The organism is Nocardioides sp. W7 (assembly GCF_022919075.1).
GTDB lineage: Bacteria > Actinomycetota > Actinomycetes > Propionibacteriales > Nocardioidaceae > Nocardioides.
This window is the reverse complement of the sequence record NZ_CP095078.1, coordinates 3,163,137-3,180,870: the sequence shown is the minus strand read 5'-3', so window position 1 is coordinate 3,180,870 and position 17,734 is coordinate 3,163,137. Positions and strand designations below refer to the sequence as shown.

The 17,734-nt window shown below is 73.3% G+C and carries 17 protein-coding genes; 1 reads left to right on the top strand and 16 read right to left on the bottom strand.

Annotated features, from left to right (window positions below; translation table 11 throughout):
* Nucleotide 1 precedes the first annotated feature (1 nt).
* A complete protein-coding gene (locus MUB56_RS15085) occupies nucleotides 2-718 on the top strand; it encodes an AAA family ATPase (RefSeq protein ID WP_244927842.1) in 717 nt (238 codons plus the stop codon).
* Between the two features lie 149 nt (nucleotides 719-867).
* Here MUB56_RS15085 and MUB56_RS15080 read toward each other — a convergent pair whose 3' ends face one another.
* The 16 genes from MUB56_RS15080 to carB all read right to left on the bottom strand — a co-directional run bounded on the left by MUB56_RS15080 (nucleotide 868) and on the right by carB (nucleotide 17,732).
* Complete coding sequence (locus MUB56_RS15080) at nucleotides 868-2,265, bottom strand: transcription antitermination factor NusB (RefSeq protein WP_244927841.1); 1,398 nt, start codon at nucleotides 2,263-2,265, stop codon at nucleotides 868-870.
* Entirely contained in the window at nucleotides 2,258-2,662 is a 405-nt protein-coding gene (locus MUB56_RS15075) for an MmcQ/YjbR family DNA-binding protein (RefSeq protein ID WP_244927840.1), read from the bottom strand. The genes MUB56_RS15080 and MUB56_RS15075 overlap by 8 nt, the downstream gene beginning before the upstream one ends.
* Nucleotides 2,655-3,593 (bottom strand): methionyl-tRNA formyltransferase, encoded by a 939-nt coding sequence (gene fmt, locus MUB56_RS15070; RefSeq protein WP_244927839.1) that lies wholly within the window; start codon nucleotides 3,591-3,593, stop codon nucleotides 2,655-2,657. The genes MUB56_RS15075 and fmt overlap by 8 nt, the downstream gene beginning before the upstream one ends.
* Nucleotides 3,594-3,606: 13 nt before the next feature.
* Entirely contained in the window at nucleotides 3,607-4,152 is a 546-nt protein-coding gene (gene def / locus MUB56_RS15065) for a peptide deformylase (protein WP_244927838.1), read from the bottom strand.
* A 77-nt stretch (nucleotides 4,153-4,229) separates the two neighbouring features.
* On the bottom strand, nucleotides 4,230-6,269 hold the full coding sequence (locus MUB56_RS15060; protein ID WP_244927837.1) for a primosomal protein N': 2,040 nt from the start codon (nucleotides 6,267-6,269) through the stop codon (nucleotides 4,230-4,232).
* Nucleotides 6,270-6,404: 135 nt separating this feature from the next.
* On the bottom strand, nucleotides 6,405-7,595 hold the full coding sequence (metK, locus tag MUB56_RS15055; RefSeq protein ID WP_244927836.1) for a methionine adenosyltransferase: 1,191 nt from the start codon (nucleotides 7,593-7,595) through the stop codon (nucleotides 6,405-6,407).
* Nucleotides 7,596-7,691: 96 nt separating this feature from the next.
* Nucleotides 7,692-8,924 (bottom strand): bifunctional phosphopantothenoylcysteine decarboxylase/phosphopantothenate--cysteine ligase CoaBC, encoded by a 1,233-nt coding sequence (gene coaBC / locus MUB56_RS15050; RefSeq protein WP_244927835.1) that lies wholly within the window; start codon nucleotides 8,922-8,924, stop codon nucleotides 7,692-7,694.
* A gap of 37 nt (nucleotides 8,925-8,961) precedes the next feature.
* The gene (rpoZ, locus tag MUB56_RS15045; protein ID WP_244927834.1) at nucleotides 8,962-9,291 is read right to left on the bottom strand and encodes a DNA-directed RNA polymerase subunit omega; all 330 of its coding nucleotides are present in this window, start codon (nucleotides 9,289-9,291) and stop codon (nucleotides 8,962-8,964) included.
* 10 nt (nucleotides 9,292-9,301) lie between these two features.
* Nucleotides 9,302-9,877 carry a guanylate kinase gene (gene gmk, locus MUB56_RS15040; protein ID WP_244927833.1) on the bottom strand — a complete coding sequence of 192 codons (576 nt, stop codon included), beginning with the start codon at nucleotides 9,875-9,877 and terminating at the stop codon, nucleotides 9,302-9,304.
* A gap of 67 nt (nucleotides 9,878-9,944) precedes the next feature.
* Complete coding sequence (gene mihF / locus MUB56_RS15035; RefSeq protein ID WP_244927832.1) at nucleotides 9,945-10,271, bottom strand: integration host factor, actinobacterial type; 327 nt, start codon at nucleotides 10,269-10,271, stop codon at nucleotides 9,945-9,947.
* A gap of 102 nt (nucleotides 10,272-10,373) precedes the next feature.
* Nucleotides 10,374-10,835, bottom strand: a complete 462-nt coding sequence (locus MUB56_RS15030; protein WP_244927831.1) for a hypothetical protein — start codon at nucleotides 10,833-10,835, stop codon at nucleotides 10,374-10,376.
* A gap of 10 nt (nucleotides 10,836-10,845) precedes the next feature.
* A complete protein-coding gene (pyrF, locus tag MUB56_RS15025) occupies nucleotides 10,846-11,661 on the bottom strand; it encodes an orotidine-5'-phosphate decarboxylase (RefSeq protein ID WP_244927830.1) in 816 nt (271 codons plus the stop codon).
* Nucleotides 11,662-11,674: 13 nt separating this feature from the next.
* The gene (locus MUB56_RS15020) at nucleotides 11,675-12,475 is read right to left on the bottom strand and encodes a HisA/HisF-related TIM barrel protein (protein ID WP_244927829.1); all 801 of its coding nucleotides are present in this window, start codon (nucleotides 12,473-12,475) and stop codon (nucleotides 11,675-11,677) included.
* Entirely contained in the window at nucleotides 12,472-13,275 is an 804-nt protein-coding gene (locus MUB56_RS15015) for a hypothetical protein (protein WP_244927828.1), read from the bottom strand. The genes MUB56_RS15020 and MUB56_RS15015 overlap by 4 nt, the downstream gene beginning before the upstream one ends.
* Nucleotides 13,272-14,348 (bottom strand): quinone-dependent dihydroorotate dehydrogenase, encoded by a 1,077-nt coding sequence (locus MUB56_RS15010; protein ID WP_244927827.1) that lies wholly within the window; start codon nucleotides 14,346-14,348, stop codon nucleotides 13,272-13,274. Before MUB56_RS15010 ends, MUB56_RS15015 begins: the two co-directional genes overlap by 4 nt.
* Before the next feature lie 42 nt (nucleotides 14,349-14,390).
* The gene (gene carB, locus MUB56_RS15005) at nucleotides 14,391-17,732 is read right to left on the bottom strand and encodes a carbamoyl-phosphate synthase large subunit (protein ID WP_244927826.1); all 3,342 of its coding nucleotides are present in this window, start codon (nucleotides 17,730-17,732) and stop codon (nucleotides 14,391-14,393) included.
* Nucleotides 17,733-17,734: the final 2 nt, after the last annotated feature.

Sequence of the window (17,734 nt, the reverse complement as noted above, 5' to 3'; positions counted from 1 at the left end):
CGTGGACTTCGACCAGCCGCCGGTGGTGCGGATCTCGGTGGACCCCGAGCAGCGACCCGCGACGCGCGCCTGGCCGATGACGGTGCCGGCCGTGGCCCAGCTGGTCCGCGACGGGCTGGACCTGCCCCCGGGCGTGATCTTCCTGGTCGGCGAGAACGGCTCGGGCAAGTCGACGATCGTCGAGGCGGTCGCGATGGCCTACGGACTCTCGCCCGAGGGCGGGTCGAACCAGGGCCGGCACTCGACTCGAGCGACCGAGTCGTCCCTCGGGTCGGCCCTCACGCTGCGGCGCGGTCTCGGCTCCAACCGTTGGGGCTTCTTCCTCCGTGCGGAGACGATGCACGGCTGGTACACCTTCAGCGAGTCGACCGGCGGCGGGCCGCGCTATCACGAGATGAGCCACGGCGAGTCGTTCCTGGAGGTGCTCCGGACCCGCTTCGACTCCCCTGGCTTCTACTGCCTCGACGAGCCGGAGGCGGCCCTCTCGTTCTCGTCCAGCCTGGGCCTGATCTCGGTGCTGCATCGGGTGGTCGAGTCGGGCGGGCAGGTCCTCTGCGCGACCCACTCCCCCGTGCTCGCCGCCATGCCCGGCGCGACCATCCTCGAGGTCGGCGAGTGGGGACTGCGTCGTACCACCTGGGACGAGCTGGAGCTGGTCCAGCACTGGAAGGCCTACCTCGACGCCCCCGGGCGCTACCTGCGCCACCTCCTGGACTGACCCACGCCTCGCCGACCCGTCACTTTCTCGGCGGAAATCGCGGCGTGTCGTCGTACGTCTGACGGGTCGATATCCGGCGTACGGCGTTCGCTGATCGACCCGTCAGCTCCTCGACGACACGCCGCGAAAAACGCCGAGAAAGTGACAGGTCAGCCTGCGCGACGCAGGAGGGCCAGGAACATGGCGTCGGTACCGTGCCGGTGCGGCCAGAGCTGGACGGTGCCGGGGAGCGGGCCGGTGCAGTCGGGCACCTGCGGGAGCAGCCCACCGGCGTCCTCGAGGAGTACGTCGGTGCGCCCCGCGAGCACGGCTTGCACCACCCCGGCGGTCTCGGCGAGGACCGGGGAGCAGGTCGCGTAGAGGACCACGCCGCCCGGGCGGACCAGGGTCAGCGCGGAGCGGACCAGCTCGGCCTGCAGAACCACCAGCTCGGCGAGGTCCTCGGGGCGGCGGCGCCAGCGGGACTCCGGCCGGCGCCGGAGCGCGCCGAGTCCGGTGCAGGGGGCGTCGACGAGGACGCGGTCGAAGCTGTCGGGCCGGTACGGCGGGGCGGTGCCGTCGCCGGTGACCACCCCGAGCAGGCCGGGGCTGCCGGAGGTCGCGCGGGCGACCAGACGCGCCCGGTGCTGCTGGCTCTCGTTGGCGACCAGGCTCGCGCCCCGCTCGGCGGCGATCGCGGCCAGCAGCGCGGCCTTGCCGCCCGGACCGGCACACAGGTCCAGCCAGGTCGCGTCCGAGCCGGTCAGCGGAGCGGCGGCGAGCGCCACCGCGACCAGCTGCGACCCCTCGTCCTGCACCCCGGCCCGGCCCTCGGCGACGGCCGGCACCGCACCCGGGTCGCCACCCTCCAGCACCACGCCGTACGGCGAGTACGGCGTCGGCGTGCCCGGCAGCTCCTCACGGGTCGCCCATCCGGGCCGGGCAACGAGAGTCACCCGCGGCGGCTCGTTGTCGGCGGCCAGCAGGGCATGGAGCTGGTCGGGCCCGACGGCGTCGCGCAGCTCCTCGACGATCCACGCGGGGTGGCTGAAGGCGACCGCGGCGTGGCCGGTCGGGTCGGTCGCCGTGTCGGGCGCGACCCGAGCGACCCAGGTCTCCAGGTCGTGCTCGGAGACCTTGCGCAGCACCGCGTTGGCGAACGAGGCCGCACCCGGGCCGACCCGGGAGCGGACCAGGGCGACCGTGGTGTTGAGCGCCGCGTGCGGCGGCACCCGCATCGCGAGCAGCTGGTGGGTGCCGAGCCGCAGCGCGTCGAGCACCTTGGCCTCGACCTTGGCCAACGACCGGTCGACGCAGGCGGCGAGGACCGCGTCGTACGTCCCCTGCCCGCGCAGCGTCCCCGAGACCAGCTCGGTCGCGAACGCAGCGTCGCGGCCGTGCAGGTCGAGGTCGCGGAGCGCGGCGGGTAGGGCCAGGTTGGCGTAGGCGTCGTCGACCCGGACCACCTGCAGGACCCGCAGCGCCGCGAGCCGGGCGGCGTCGGCGGGCTGACCGGTCGGCTTGCGCGGGGCCGGGCGGCGTCCGCCCCGTCGGAAGCGCTCAGCCATCGAGGTGCTCCCGAACCAGCTTCTTCGGCGCCCGGGCCGCCCAGGCCTCGGTGATGATCTCGGCCAGCTCGTCGCGACCCAGCTCGCCGAGGCGCGACTGCTGCACGAGCACCGCGTTGGTACGGCGGAAGTGGTCGATGGTGAAGAACGGCAGCCGCTCGTCGTCGACGAGCGCCTGCTTCTCGACCTCGGTGGGCGTGACGATGACCAGCAGGTCGTCGTACTCCTCCCCGGTCTCGGGGTCGATCGCCGAGTGGTGCGGCTTGCGGAACAGCACGAAGCCGCGGCCGCGGACGAGGTACGTCGGCACGTCGCCCCACGACGTGCCCAGCTCGACCTCCGGCAGGGACCGGCAGATCGCGTCGACGTCGTCGGGGGTGGCGGGGCGCTCAGTCACGCGGTTCCGCCCCGAAGACCGCACCGGTCTCGACCCGGGTGCCGCGCGCCCAGTCGGCGGCGGGCATCTGCTTCTTGCCGAACGCCTTCACCTCGCCGAGCCGGACCGCGTGGGTGCCGGTGCCGACGAGGACGGCGTTCTTGCGCACCTCGAGGGTGCCGGGCGCGAGGGTCACCTCGGGCTCGGCGCGCACCGGGCCGAGCTTGATCCGCTCGCCGTCGTACGTCGACCAGGCGCCGGGCGCGGGCGTGCACGCGCGGATCCGACGGTCGACGGCCGGCGCGGCCTCGGTCCAGTCGACGCGGGCGTCCTCGACGGTGATCTTGGGGGCCATGCTCACCCCGTCGGTGGGCTGGGGACGGGCCTCGATGTCGCCGTTCTCGAGGTGGTCGAGGGTCGTGACGAGCAGGCCCGCGCCGCCCTCGGCGAGCCGTCCGAGCAGGTCACCGGCGGTGTCGGTGGGCCGGATCCGCTCGGTCATCACGCCGAACGTCGGGCCGGCGTCCATCTCCTTGACGATCCGGAACGTCGTGGCGCCGGTGACCTCGTCCCCGCCCCAGATCGAGTGCTGCACGGGTGCCGCCCCGCGCCAGTTCGGCAGGCAGGAGAAGTGCAGGTTGACCCAGCCGAGCGACGGGATGTCGAGCGCCGACTGGGGCAGCAGGGCGCCGTACGCCACCACCGGGCAGCAGTCGGGCGCGAGCTCGCGCAGCGCGGCCTGGAAGTCGGGGTCACGGGGGTGGTCCGGCTTCAGCACGGGTACGCCGAGCTCCGCGGCCCGCTGCGCGACCGGGCTCGCGACCAGCTTCCGCCCGCGCCCGGCCGGGGCGTCGGGGCGGGTGATCACACCGACCAGCTCGTGGCGAGACGCGGCGATCGCGTCGAGGGCGGGGACGGCGACCTCGGGGGTACCGGCGAAGACGAGTCTCATCAGCAGTTCTCCTTCACAGGCCAAGCCCTCCGGTGCGGTGCGGGCTGACCTTGACCGTCGGCCGCTCCAGGCCGAACCACTCCGACTCGCGGATCGCCTTCATCGCAGCCTTGCGCGTCTCGCCGTCGAGCCGATCGACGAAGAGCACGCCGTCGAGGTGGTCGGTCTCGTGCTGGAGCGCCCGAGCGAGGTAGTCGGTCCCCTCGATGGTCACCGGCTCGCCGTGCATGTCGAAACCGCGCGCCACGACCCGCAGCGCGCGCTTGCAGTCGAAGCTGAGGTCCGGGATGGACAGGCAGCCCTCGGGGCCGTCCTGCTGTTCCTCGGAGAGGTCGAGGACCGGGTTCACCAGGTGGCCCACCTCGCCCTCCACCGCCCAGGTGAAGACCCGGAGACCGACGCCGATCTGCGGCGCCGCCAGGCCCGCGCCCGGCGCCGAGAGCATCGTGTCCGTCAGGTCGGCGACGAGCCGGTGCAGCTCCCTGTCGAAGTCGACGACCTCGATCGCAGGCTTGCGGAGGACCGGGTCGCCGAAGAGGCGGATGGGTTGGATGGGCACCCCGGCAGTCTAGGGATCCCCCCGCGCCCACCCCTCGCCGAGTCAGCACCAGTAGTGCTGACTCGGCGGTTCAGGGGTCAGAGGGAGTACGGATCGACCTGGATCCGGACAGGGTCCAGCTTGCGGCTCGAGCGCACCCGCTGCAGCTGCCCGAGCGCGCGGGCCAGGTCGACGCCGCGGGCGCGGGGCACGCGGACGACGACCCGCGAGCCCTCGTCGGTCTCCACCGGACCCAGCACCTCGGCGGTCTCCGGCAGCTCGAGCAGGGTCACGGCGTCGTCGACGGCGCCGGGGTCGCCGCTGATCGTGGCCAGCCGCGACGCCGGCGGCAGGTGGGCGGCCCGCCGCTCGGTCGACTCGCGCTCGGCGAAGCCGGCGTGGTCCCACCGCACCAGCGCCTGGATCGCCGGATGGCCGGGGTCGCCGACGACGAGGACGCGGCCGCCCGGCCGGACCAGGCCGACCGCATTGCTCCAGCGCCGCAGCGCCTCCTCGTCGGTGCGCAGGTCCGCGCGGCCGAGCGCCAGCCAGGCGTCGAGCAGTACGACGGCGGCGTAGCCGCCCGCAGCCACCGGCTCCCCGCCCGGGGTCGCGACCACCACCGCGGGACGCCCGTCGACCTCGGCGAGCACCCGGTCGCCCGAGGAGGTCAGCACCCGGACCCCGGGGAAGGACCGGCCCAGCTCCTCGGCCGTACGCGAGTCGCCCACGACCGGTGCCCGCAGCCCGTGGTGCCCGCACTCCGCGCAGGCCCAGGCCTCGGCCTCGGTGCCGCACCACCGGCAGGCCGGCGGACGGGTCGGGCCGGAGAGCGCGAGCGGACCCGAGCAGGTCTCGCACCGGGCCGGGGTGCGGCACCGCTCGCAGGCCAGGCTCGGGACGTAGCCCGACCGCGGGGTCTGCACCAGCACCGGCCCGGTCGTCAGGGCGTCGCGCACCAGGTCGCGCACCTGCAGCGGCATCCGGGCCGCGCGGGCGTGCGCGTCGCGGTGGACGTCGAAGTCGCTCGCGCCGGCGACGGTGACCGTGAGGGCCGAGCGGACGATCTCGCGGGAGGGCATCAGCGGCCGGGCCCAGCCGGTGCGCAGGAGGTAGTCGGCCTCGACCGTGCGCGCGAAGCCGCCGACCAGGGCCGCCGCGCCCTCCCGCTCGGCGCGCAGCAGCAGCACCTCGCGGGCGTGGGGGTACGGCGCACGCGGCTCGGCGTGCAGGTCGTCGCCGTCGTCCCAGATCGCGACCAGGCCGAGGTCGGCCACCGGCGCGAAGGCCGCCGCGCGGGTGCCGACGACGACCCGGCGGACCCCCCGGCTGACGGCGAGGAAGTCGCGGTAGCGCCGGGCCGGACCCGAGTCGGCGGTCAGCGCGACGTGGTGGCCCTCCCCCAGCACCGCGCCCAGGGCCTGGTCGACCCGGACGACGTCACGCTTGTCGGGAACGACGAGCAACGCGCCCCGGCCACCGGCGAGGGCCGTCGCCGCCGCCTGCGCGAGCAGCATCGGCCAGTCGGCGCCGGGCGGCGCCGACCACACCGCCCGGGGCGATCCGCCGGTCCTCAGGTGGGCGAGGAACGCCTCGGCGTGCTCGAGATCGGCCCACGCGGCGCGACCGGCCTCGGCGGTGTCGGGCACCGGGCCGGGCGGGGCCGGCGACGGCTCCTTCTCGGTGGTGGCGTGCCGCGCGGGAACCGCGAGCCGGAGCACGTCGGCGCGGCTGCCGGCGTACCGCTCGGCGACGTCGGCGGTCAGCGCGGCCACCGCCGGCGACAGCACCGGCTCGGGGCTGACCACGCGGCGCAGCGGGGCGAGCCGGCCCGGGTGCTCGGAGTGCTCGGCGCGCTCGACGAGGTAGCCGTCGACGTCCTGGCCGGCGAAGCGCACCTTGACCCGGACGCCGGGCCGCGCCGCCTCGGCCATCGTCACCGGGACGGCATAGTCGAAGGGCCGGTCCAGGTGCGCGAGCGGCACGTCGACCAGCACCCGCGCCACCGGCAGCACGTCGGTGATCTCGGCCTCGGCGACCTTGCGCTCCCGGGTCGCCCGGGCCTTGGCCTGCGACGCCTTCGCGGTCGCCCGGACCATGCCCGGCAGCAGCTCGGGCTGCTCGGGCGCGGGGGTCATGACGGTATCTCTAGCAGGGAGCGGGGACAGCGGGAGAGTTTCATCGGCTAGCCGATGAAGCTGGTGCTGGGACGACGAAGCTTTGCCGTCCCAGCGGGAGCTTCATCGGCTAACCGATGAAACTCCCGGGCAGCCTCAGCCCCGGACGGCAGCCTTGAGCGCCTCGGCGCGGTCGGTGCGCTCCCAGGTGAACTCGGGCAGCTCGCGGCCGAAGTGGCCGTACGCCGCGGTCTTGGCGTAGATCGGCCGCAGCAGGTCGAGGTCGCGGATGATCGCGGCGGGGCGCAGGTCGAAGACCTCGAGCACGGCCTCCTGGATCGCTTCGTCGGAGACCGTGCCGGTGCCGAACGTCTCGATGAAGACGCCGACCGGCTGGGCCTTGCCGATCGCGTAGGCGACCTGCGCCTCGCAGCGCTTGGCCAGGCCGGCGGCCACGACGTTCTTGGCGACCCAGCGCATGGCGTAGGCGGCGGAGCGGTCGACCTTCGACGGGTCCTTGCCCGAGAAGGCGCCGCCGCCGTGGCGGGCCATGCCGCCGTAGGTGTCGACGATGATCTTGCGGCCGGTCAGGCCGGCGTCGCCCATCGGGCCGCCGACGACGAAGCGCCCGGTCGGGTTGACGAGCAGGCGGTAGCCCTCGGAGGGGATGTCGAAGCCAGCGAGGACCACGTCGACGACGTGCTTCTTGACGTCGGCCTCGAGGGTGTCGAGCTCGGTGTCCTCGGAGTGCTGGCTGGAGAGCACCACGGTGTCGATGCGCACCGGACGGTTGTCGGCGTCGTACTCGATGGTGACCTGGGTCTTCCCGTCGGGACGCAGGTAGGGCAGCGTGCCGTCCTTGCGGACCGCGGTGAGCCGCTCGGCGAGGCGCTGGGCGATCACGATCGGCAGCGGCATCAGCACATCGGTGTCGTCGCAGGCGTAGCCGAACATCAGGCCCTGGTCGCCCGCGCCCTGCTTGTCCATCGCGTCCACGGAGCCGGTGCGGCTCTCGTGGCCGGTGTCGACGCCCTGAGCGATGTCGCCGGACTGGCCGCCGATGGCCACCATCACGCCGCACGAGTTGCCGTCGAAGCCCTTCTCGGAGGAGTCGTAGCCGATCGAGAGGATCCGCTCGCGGACCTTCTGCTTGACGTCGACGTAGCCGGTCGTGGTGACCTCGCCCGCCACGACGACCAGGCCGGTGGTCAGCAGCGTCTCGACCGCGACCCGGCTGTGCGGGTCCTGCTCCAGCATCGCGTCGAGGACCGAGTCGCTGATCTGGTCGGCGATCTTGTCCGGGTGACCCTCGGTCACCGACTCCGACGTGAAGAGACGTCCAGCCACAGTCTTACTCGCTCCCGTTCGATGGTGCAGTTGATTGATGCAGATTCGCACTGCGGGCACACCCTAGCCGCCGCCCGGGCGAGGAGCCCGGCAGTCTCAGCCGAGGCGCGCCGCCACCTGGTCCCAGATGACGTGGGCCAGGGCGCCCTTGCTGCCCCTCGGTACGTCGATCGTCGCGCCGTCGGCGCCGAGGATCACCCCTTCGTTCTCGGGGCTGCCGAATACGGCTCCCCCGCTCACGTCGTTGACGACCAGCAGGTCGCAGCCCTTGCGGGCCAGCTTGGCCCGCGCCAGCTCCAGGACCGAGCCGGTCTCGTCGCCGGTCTCGGCCGCGAACCCGACGATCACGCTGCCCGTGCGGGCGCGCTCGGTGCTGATCTCGTGCAGGATGTCGGGGTTCTGCACGAGCTCGATGCTGGGCGAGGAGCCGTCGGCGGCCTTCTTGATCTTCGCGTCGCTGACGTTGGTCGGACGGAAGTCCGCCGGGGCGGCCGCCATCACGACGACGTCGGCGGAACCGGCCGCGGTGACGACCTCCGCCCGGAGCTGGTCGGTCGTCTCGACCCGCACGACCTTCACGCCGGCCGGGTCGGGCAGCGAGACGTTGGCCGCGACCAGGGTCACCTCGGCGCCCCGGGCGGCCGCCGCGCGGGCCAGGGCGTAGCCCTGCAGGCCCGAGGAGCGGTTGCCGAGGAAGCGGACCGGGTCGAGGTACTCGCGGGTGCCGCCGGCGGAGACCACCACGTGCCGCCCGGCGAGGTCTGGTGCAACGGCCCCCCGGGTCAGGACCTCGAGCGCGAGCTCGAAGATCTCGCCCGGCTCCGGCAGCCGGCCCTTGCCGGTGTCGGCGCCGGTGAGTCGCCCCTCCGCGGGCTCGATGACGATCGCGCCGCGAGCGCGCAGCGTGGCGACGTTGGCCCGGGTGGCCGGGTGCTCCCACATCTCGGTGTGCATCGCCGGGGCGAACACGACCGGGCACCGCGCGGTGAGCAGGGTGTTGGTGAGCAGGTCGTCGGCCAGGCCGTGGGCGGCCTTGGCCAGCAGGTCGGCGGTCGCGGGCGCGACCACGACCAGGTCGGCGCTCTGCCCGATCCGCACGTGCGGGACCTCGTGGACGGCCGACCAGACGTCGCTCGCGACCGGCTTGCCGGACAGCGCGGCCCAGGTCGGTGCGCCGACGAACTCCAGCGCGGATGCGGTCGGGACCACCGTCACGTCGTGGCCGGACTCGGTGAAGCGCCGCAGCAGCTCGCAGGCCTTGTACGCCGCGATCCCGCCGGAGACGCCCAGGACGACCCGCGGCCGCGACCCCGAGGGGGTCGCGGCCACGTGGTCAGAACCGCCTGCAGTCAACTGAGTCAGCGAACTACTCGCTCGCGGGGAACGCGTCCGAGGCCCCAGCCTTGGCCGCGGCCTCCTCGGCGGCAAGCTCGGCAGGGTCGATGTCCTCGCAGGTGAGCAGGTCATCGTTGATCTCGCGCAGCGCGATGGAGAGCGGCTTCTCCTGGACGTGCGTGTCCACGAGTGGACCGACGTACTCCAGGAGGCCCTCGCCCAGCTGGGAGTAGTACGCGTTGATCTGCCGGGCGCGCTTGGCGCTGTAGAGCACCAGCTTGTACTTGCTGTCCGTCTTGGTCAGCAGGTCGTCGATCGAGGGGTTCGTGACGCCCTCGGCGGCGATTTTCGGAGAAGACACGCGGTACGCCTCACAGATCTGTTGGGGGTTGCATCATCAAGGTTACCAACTCGTCCGCAGCAGCGTGAACTTCGTGGTTGACGATGGTCACGTCGAACTCCGGTTCGGCGGCCAGTTCCTCGCGCGCGGTGACCAGGCGCCGCTCGCGTTCCTCGGCCGTCTCGGTGCCGCGACCGACCAGCCGGCGGACCAGCTCGTCCCACGACGGCGGCTTGAGGAAGACGAACAATGCGTCCGGCATCGTCGTACGCACCTGGCGCGCGCCCTGCAGATCGATCTCGAGCATGGCGGGGTGGCCGGAGGCCAGGGCGAGCTCGACGGGCTGGCGCGGCGTGCCGTAGCGGGCCCGCTGGTGCACGACCGCCCACTCCAGCAGGTCGTTCTCGGCGATCATCTTGTCGAACTCCTCGTCGGAGACGAACCAGTAGTGGACGCCGTTCTCCTCCCCCGGCCGGGGGTTGCGGGTGGTCGCCGACACCGAGATCCAGACCTCGGGGTGGGCGGCACGCACGGCGGCGGCGACGGTCCCCTTGCCGACGGCCGTGGGGCCGGCGAGTACGACGAGCCGGGAGCGGTGCCCGATCACGTCGGGGTCTCCGCACCATCGTGCGCGGAGGAGCGCAGCGGAGGAAGCGCGCGATTGCGGGGGGCGGTCACGCGGGGTCGCGAGGCGCGAACTCGGCCTCGAGGGCGGCGACCTGCTTGGTGCCGAGCCCCCGGACACGGCGGCTCTCGGCGATGCCCAGGCGCTCCATCACCTGACGCGCCCGCACCTTGCCCAGGCCGGGCATCGACTGCAGCAGGTCCACGACCCGCATCTTGCCGACGACCTCGTTGGTCTGGCCCTGGTGCAGAACGTCGACGATGGAGGCACCGGAGTTCTTCAGCCGGTTCTTCACCTCGGCCCGCTCCCGCCGGGAGGCGGCGGCCTTCTCGAGGGCCGCCTGGCGCTGTTCGGGGGTGAGAGGGGGCAGTGCCACGTGTCGGGGTCCTTCGTGAGGGGGCGGCCGGTGCGAGGTCAATCTAGTCAGAACCGGCAACGCCGGGCAATCGGCGACCAGGAACAAGTTCTACCCATTGGCTTACAGCGTGAGCGGCGTTTTGCAGACGTCACGGGCCTGTTGCTGCAGGCCTTCGAGGGCCTGGCCGGTCTCCGCGGAGACCAGGGCCGACGCCGCCGCCTCGATGCGCGCGCGCTCCCCGGCGTCCAGGCCCGGGGGCGGCGCGTCCCGGTCGTAGGTCGACGGGTCGACGTCCGCGGAGTCCAGCTCGTCCTCGAGATCCGTCAGCCGGCCGACGACCTGCTGCCACTCGTCGGCGATGTCGGCCGGGGCCCGGTCCTGGAGGTCGCGGAACGCGTCGAGCGCCGCCAGCAACGCGGTCGGCCCGCCGTCCGCGGCGATCTCGGTGAGCTCCTCCTGATGCTGCTTCACCGTCGCGCAGTAGTCCTCGACCGGGTCGCCTCCGCAGCCCGTCAGCGGGAGCACGGCCAGCGCGACGAGGGGTGCGAGCAGACGCGCCCGGGCCCGCCGTCGTCTGCTCATCACGCCGAGGCTACGCGGTCAGCTCGTCGTTGGTCCGACGTACGGCGTCGCGCATCGCGGCGGCGTCCGGACCGAGCCGGAGCACCTCGCGCGAGGAGCTGGCCAGCACGGCGCCGGCGGTCGGGCCGAAGATCCGGCGGAGGTCGGCGGTGGTGCCGCCCTGGGCGCCGTACCCGGGGGCGAGGACCGGGCCGTTGAACGCGAGGTCCTCGTCCGACTCGCCGATGGTCGCGCCGATCACGGCGCCGAAGCTGCCGAGCGGCTCGGCGTCGGCGTTGAGCCGGCGCAGGTGCTCCAGGACGGTGCCGGCGACGGTGGGACCGGCGTCGGTGCGGGCGTGCTGCACCTCCGGGCCCTCCTTGTTGGAGGTCAGGGCGAGCACGAAGACGCCCGCGTCGTGGCGACGGGCGGTGTCGATCATCGGGTCCAGCGAGCCGAAGCCGAGGAACGGGCTGGCGGTGATCGCATCCGAGGCCAGCGGCGAGGCGGGATCGAGGTAGGCATCGGCGTAGGCCTGCGAGGTGGAGCCGATGTCCCCGCGCTTGACGTCCAGCAGCACCAGCGCACCCGCGGCCCGCGACTCGGCGATCACCCGCTCGAGGACGGCGACGCCGCGGCTGCCGAAGCGCTCGTAGAACGCCGACTGCGGCTTGACGACCGAGGAGTACGGCGCCACCGCCTCCACGACCGTCAGCGCGAACCGCTCCAGCCCGGCCACGTCGTCGTCCAGGCCCCAGTCGTGCAGCAGGGCGGCGTGCGGGTCGATGCCGACGCAGAACGGGCCGCGGGCGGCGATCGCGGCGTGCAGGCGCGCTCCGAAGGTCATGGGGGGGTTCTCCTCAGGTGAGCTCGGCGGCGATCCGCGCGGCGGTGGTGGGGTCGTGGAGCAAGGCGGTGCCGAGCTGGACGGCGACGGCGCCGGCGTCGAGGAAGCTGCGCGCGTCGGCCGCGGTGGTGATGCCCCCAGCGCCGACGACCTGGGCGTCCGGGAGCGCGGCGCACACCTCGGTGACGCAGCGCAGGGCCACCGGGCGGATCGCGGGCCCGGACAGTCCCGCGGGGCGGCCGTCGGGCAGCGCGGCGGCCTGGGCGTCGGCGAGCACGACGGCGGCGGCACCGGCCTCGAGGACCGCTCGCGCGGTCTCGACGACGCGCAACAGGTCGGGTCGCAGCTTGGCCAGCACCGGCAGCCCGCGCGGCAGGTCGCGGACGACCGCCGCGACCAGGCTCGCCGCGTGGAACGGCTCCCCGCTGACCCCGACCTCGATCGCCGACAGACCCGGCGCCCGGCCCAGCAGCCGGGCGAGCTCGGCGTGCTCCCCCAGCGTGCGGCCGGTGATCGAGACGATCACCCGGGTGCCGGAGCGCACCAGCCACGGCAGCTCGGTGGCGAGGAACGGCTCCAGGCCGGGGTTGGCCCCCTCGGCGTGCAGCAGCCCCGACGGGGTCTCCACGACCCGGGGCTGCCGGGCACCGGGCCGCGGGTCGAGGCTGATCGACCGGGTGACGAAGCCGCCGAGACCGGCGAGCCCGTCCTCGCCGAGGTACGGCGTGAGCTCGCGGCCGGTGCCGCCGCAGCCGGAGGCGACCAGGACGGGGTTGGGCAGCGTCAGCCCGGCGAGGGTCGTGGGGTTGCTCATGCCAGCTCTCCCCAGCGGACCCGGTCGCCGCGGACGACCGGTCCCTCGGTGCAGGCGCGGACCGTGCGGGCCACCCCGTCCTCACCGACCACCGGCAGGGCGCAGCCGTGGCACAGCCCGGTGGCGCAGGGCTGGGGCAGCTCCACGGCGGTCTGGCTCCAGGCGCCGTGGTCCTCGGCGGCCGCGGCCACGGCGTGCAGGGTGTCGTGGCGGCCAGCGGCGTACACGACCTCCGCGCGGGCGCGGCCCAGGGTCTCGGCGATCACGTCGGCGACCCGGCCGCGCTGACCGACCGAGCCGTCGGCGGTGACGACCGTGACGGCGCGCGCCGAGCGCCGCGCCTCCAGGGCCGAGAGCAGGTGTGCCTCGTCGCGCCCGGCGACGAGCAGGGTCACCGCGCAGCCGCGCTCGCGCAGCCGCTCGGCGAGGGGGAACAGCGGAGCGGCGGAGTGGTCCTCGCCCACCAGCAGGCACGAGACCGGCTCCTTCGGCAGCGCGAACGGCCGACCCAGCGGTCCGGTCAGCTCGAGCTTCGAGCCGACCGGCAGTCCGGCCAGCCAGCTGCCGCCGCCGCCGACGGGCTCCACGACCAGCTGCAGCGCGGGGCCGTACCCTCCCACGGGCCGGACCTGGTGGATCCAGTACGACCGGCGAGCCAGCCGGGCCGAGTCGGCCAGGGTGATCGCGACGAAGTTGCCGGGCCGGAACCGCTCCGCCACCCCGGGCGCCACCAGGGTGAGGTGGCGGTAGGCACCGGTCCGCTTGGTGTCGAGGACCTCCCCGGTGACGTGCAGGGTCATGACCTGGCCCGGAGCCCTCGGACGATCCGTCGCGGCCACCCCGGGCCCTCGTAGACGAACGCCGTGTAGCCCTGCAGCAGGTCGGCACCGGCATCCAGGCGGTCCTGGGCCTCCTCGACGGTGGTGATGCCGCCGACGCCGATCAGGGTCAGGTCGGGACCGACCCGGCCGCGGAGCAGCCGGATCACCTCCAGCGACCGCTGGGTGAGCGGTCGGCCGGACAGGCCGCCGGCGCCGATCGCCTCGACCTCGGCGTCCGGACTGGCCAGCCCCTCGCGGGAGATCGTGGTGTTGGTCGCGATGATGCCGTCGAGGCCGATCGCCACGGCCAGGTCCGCCACGCCGAGCACGTCGTCGTCGGCGAGGTCGGGAGCGATCTTGACCAGCAGCGGCACCCGGGCGGCCGTCGCCTCGTCGGCGACCCGGCGGACGTGCTCCAGCAGCGGCTGCAGCTTCTCGACCGCCTGCAGGTTCCGCAGTCCCGGGGTGTTGGGCGAGCTGACGTTGACCACCAGGTAGTCGGCGTGGGGTGCCAGCAGCCGCGCGGACCGCTCGTAGTCGGCCTCGACCGCGGCCTGGTCGTCGTCGGGCACGACCTTGGTCTTGCCGATGTTCACGCCGAGGACCGGTCTCGATACGCCCGCCGCTCGTTCCTCGCGACGGCCTACTCGACCACCGAGAGACGCCGCGCGCGCGGCGAGGCGACGCGCCACCGCCTCGGCACCGTCGTTGTTGAAGCCCATCCGGTTGACCACCGCACGGTCCTCGGGGAGGCGGAACAGCCGCGGCGTGGGGTTGCCGGGCTGGCCGTGGCCGGTGACGGTGCCGACCTCGACGTGCCCGAAGCCGAGCGCGGCCAGCGCGTCGATGCCGACGGCGTTCTTGTCGAAGCCGGCCGCCAGGCCGAGGACGTTGGGGAAGGTCAGCCCGAGGGCCTGCACCGGCGTGCCGGGCGTGTGCCGCCGGGACAGCACCGGCCGCGCCGCCCGGACCGCCCGGAAGCCCAGGTGGTGGGCCCGTTCCGGGTCGATCCGGGTGGCGACGTGGTCGAAGAGGACGTCGTACGCCGTCACGCGGGCGTCCTGGGGTTTCGAGACGGTCGCTGCGCGACCTCCTCAACCACCGGCGACCTCGACCCCCGTGCGACGCGCTGCCCACTCCTGCAGGCTGCGGACACCGATGTCGCCGCGCCGGACCGCCTCGATGCCCTGCACGACCGCGCCCAGGCCCTGGACGGTGGTGATGCACGGGACGTTGGCGCGCACGGCGGCGGTGCGGATCTCGTAGCCGTCCAGGCGGGCGTGGCCGCCCGTGCCGGCGCCGTACGGCGTGTTCACGATCAGCTGGATCTCGCCGTCGTGGATCAGCTGGACGGTGGTCCGCTCGCCGTTGGGCCCCTCGCCCTCGAAGTGCTTGCGCACCACCGTCGAGGGGACGCCGTTGCGGCGCAGCACCTCGGCGGTGCCCTGGGTCGCGAGGATCTCGAAGCCCAGGTCCGCGAGGACCTTGACCGGGAAGATCATCGAGCGCTTGTCGCGGTTGGCCATCGAGACGAAGACCTTGCCCGAGGTCGGGAGCGGGCCGAACGCCGCGGCCTGCGACTTCGCGAACGCGGTGCCGAAGTCGTCGTCGAAGCCCATCACCTCGCCGGTCGACTTCATCTCGGGGCCGAGCACGGTGTCGACCTGGGCGCCGTCGGGGGTGCGGAACCGGTTGAACGGCATCACCGCCTCCTTGACCGCGATCGGCTGGTCGGCGGGCAGGTTGCCGCCGTCGCCGGTCGCGGGGAGCAGGCCGGCCTCGCGCAGCTGCGCGATCGTCTCCCCCAGCATCACCCGGGCCGCGGCCTTGGCCAGCGGCGTCGCGGTCGCCTTGGACACGAACGGCACCGTCCGCGACGCGCGCGGGTTGGCCTCCAGGACGTAGAGGATGTCCGAGCTGAGCGCGAACTGGATGTTGAGCAGCCCGCGCACCCCGACCCCGCGGGCGATCGCCTCGGTCGCTTCACGGATCCGACCGATCTCGTGGTCGCCCAGGGTGATCGGCGGCAGCGCGCACGAGGAGTCGCCGGAGTGGATGCCGGCCTCCTCGATGTGCTCCATCACGCCGCCGAGGAAGAGCTCGTCGCCGTCGAAGATCGCGTCGACGTCGATCTCGACCGCGTCGTCGAGGAACCGGTCGACCAGCACCGGTGCCTCGCGCGAGATCAGCCCGGCGGCGACGTACTTCTCCAGGTAGGCCTGCAGCGCGTCGTCGCCGTACACGATCTCCATGCCGCGGCCGCCGAGGACGTACGACGGACGCACCAGCACCGGGTAGCCGATCTCGGTCGCGATCGCCTGCGCCTCGGGGTACGAAGTGGCCGTGCCGTGCTTGGGCGCCACCAGACCGGCCTCGGCGAGCACCCGCCCGAAGGCGCCGCGCTCCTCGGCCAGGTCGATGGAGTCGGGTGAGGTGCCGACGATCGTCACGCCGTTCGCCGCGAGACCCTGCGCGAGCCCGAGCGGGGTCTGGCCGCCGAGCTGGCAGATGACGCCCGCGATCGGCCCGGCCAGGGTCTCGGCGTGCACGACCTCCAGCACGTCCTCGAGCGTCAGCGGCTCGAAGTAGAGCCGGTCGGAGGTGTCGTAGTCGGTGCTGACCGTCTCCGGGTTGCAGTTGACCATCACGGTCTCGTAGCCGGCCTCGCTGAGCGCGAGCGAGGCGTGCACGCACGAGTAGTCGAACTCGATGCCCTGCCCGATCCGGTTCGGCCCGGAGCCGAGGATGATCACCGCCGGCCGCTCGCGCGGGGCGACCTCGCTCTCCTCGTCGTACGACGAGTAGTGGTACGGCGTCGCCGCGGCGAACTCGGCCGCGCAGGTGTCGACGGTCTTGAAGACCGGGCGGATGCCGAGCGCGTGCCGGACCCCGCGGACCACGTCGGGGGTCATCCCGCGGATCTTGCCGAGCTGGACGTCGGAGAAGCCGTGCCGCTTGGCCAGGCGCAGCAGCTCGGGGGTGAGCTCGGGCGCGGCGGTCACCTCGGCGGCGACCTCGTTGATCAGCATCAGCTGGTCGACGAACCACGGGTCGATGCCGGTGGCCTCGAAGATCTCCTCGGGCGTGGCGCCGGCGCGGATCGCGTCCATCACCCGCTTCAGCCGGCCGTCGGTGGGGACGGCGATCTCCTCCAGGAGGGCGGCCTTGTCCAGCTCGACGTACTCCTGGTGCCAGTCGAAGACGGCGTCCTTCGACTCCAGCGAGCGCAGCGCCTTCTGCAGCGCCTCGGTGAAGTTGCGACCGATGGCCATCGCCTCGCCGACCGACTTCATGTGCGTCGTCAGCCGCTTGTCGGCGCCGGGGAACTTCTCGAAGGCGAACCGCGGCACCTTCACCACGACGTAGTCGAGGGTCGGCTCGAAGGCGGCCGGGGTGCTGGAGCCGTCCGCGCGGACCGTGATGTCGTTGGGGATCTCGTCGAGGGTGTAGCCGATCGCGACCTTGGCGGCGATCTTGGCGATCGGGAAGCCGGTGGCCTTCGACGCCAGCGCGGACGAGCGCGAGACCCGCGGGTTCATCTCGATGACGATGACCCGGCCGTCGGCGGGGTTGACGGCGTACTGGATGTTGCAGCCGCCGGTGTCGACGCCGACCTCGCGGATGATGCCGATGGCCAGGTCGCGCAGGTGCTGGTACTCGCGGTCGGTCAGCGTCATCGCCGGGGCGACGGTGATCGAGTCGCCGGTGTGCACGCCCATCGGGTCGAGGTTCTCGATCGAGCAGATGATGACGACGTTGTCGGCCTGGTCGCGCATCACCTCCAGCTCGTACTCCTTCCAGCCGATGATCGACTCCTCGATGAGGACCTCGGTCGTCGGGCTGGCGGACAGTCCGGAGCCGGCGATCCGCTCCAGGTCGGTCGCGTCGAAGGCGATGCCGGAGCCGGTGCCGCCCATCGTGAACGACGGCCGGATCACGACCGGGTAGCCGAGCTCGCCGACGGCCTTCTCGCAGTCGTCCAGCGAGTGGCACACGAAGCTGCGGGCGGTCTCGCCGCCGACCTTCGCCACGATCGCGTTGAAGAGCTCGCGGTTCTCACCGCGGTGGATGGCCTCGAAGCTGGCGCCGATCATCTCGACGCCGTACTTCTCCAGCACGCCGTTCTCGTGCAGCGCGATCGCCGCGTTGAGGGCGGTCTGGCCGCCCAGGGTCGGCAGCAGCGCGTCGGGGCGCTCCTTGGCGATCACCTGCTCGACGAACTCCGGGGTGATCGGCTCGACGTACGTCGCGTCCGCGAACTCGGGGTCGGTCATGATCGTGGCCGGGTTGGAGTTCACCAGGATGACCCGGATGCCCTCGTCCTTCAGGACCCGGCAGGCCTGGGTGCCGGAGTAGTCGAACTCGCAGGCCTGGCCGATGATGATCGGGCCGGACCCGATCACCAGGACGGACTTGATGTCCTCGCGCTTGGGCATGG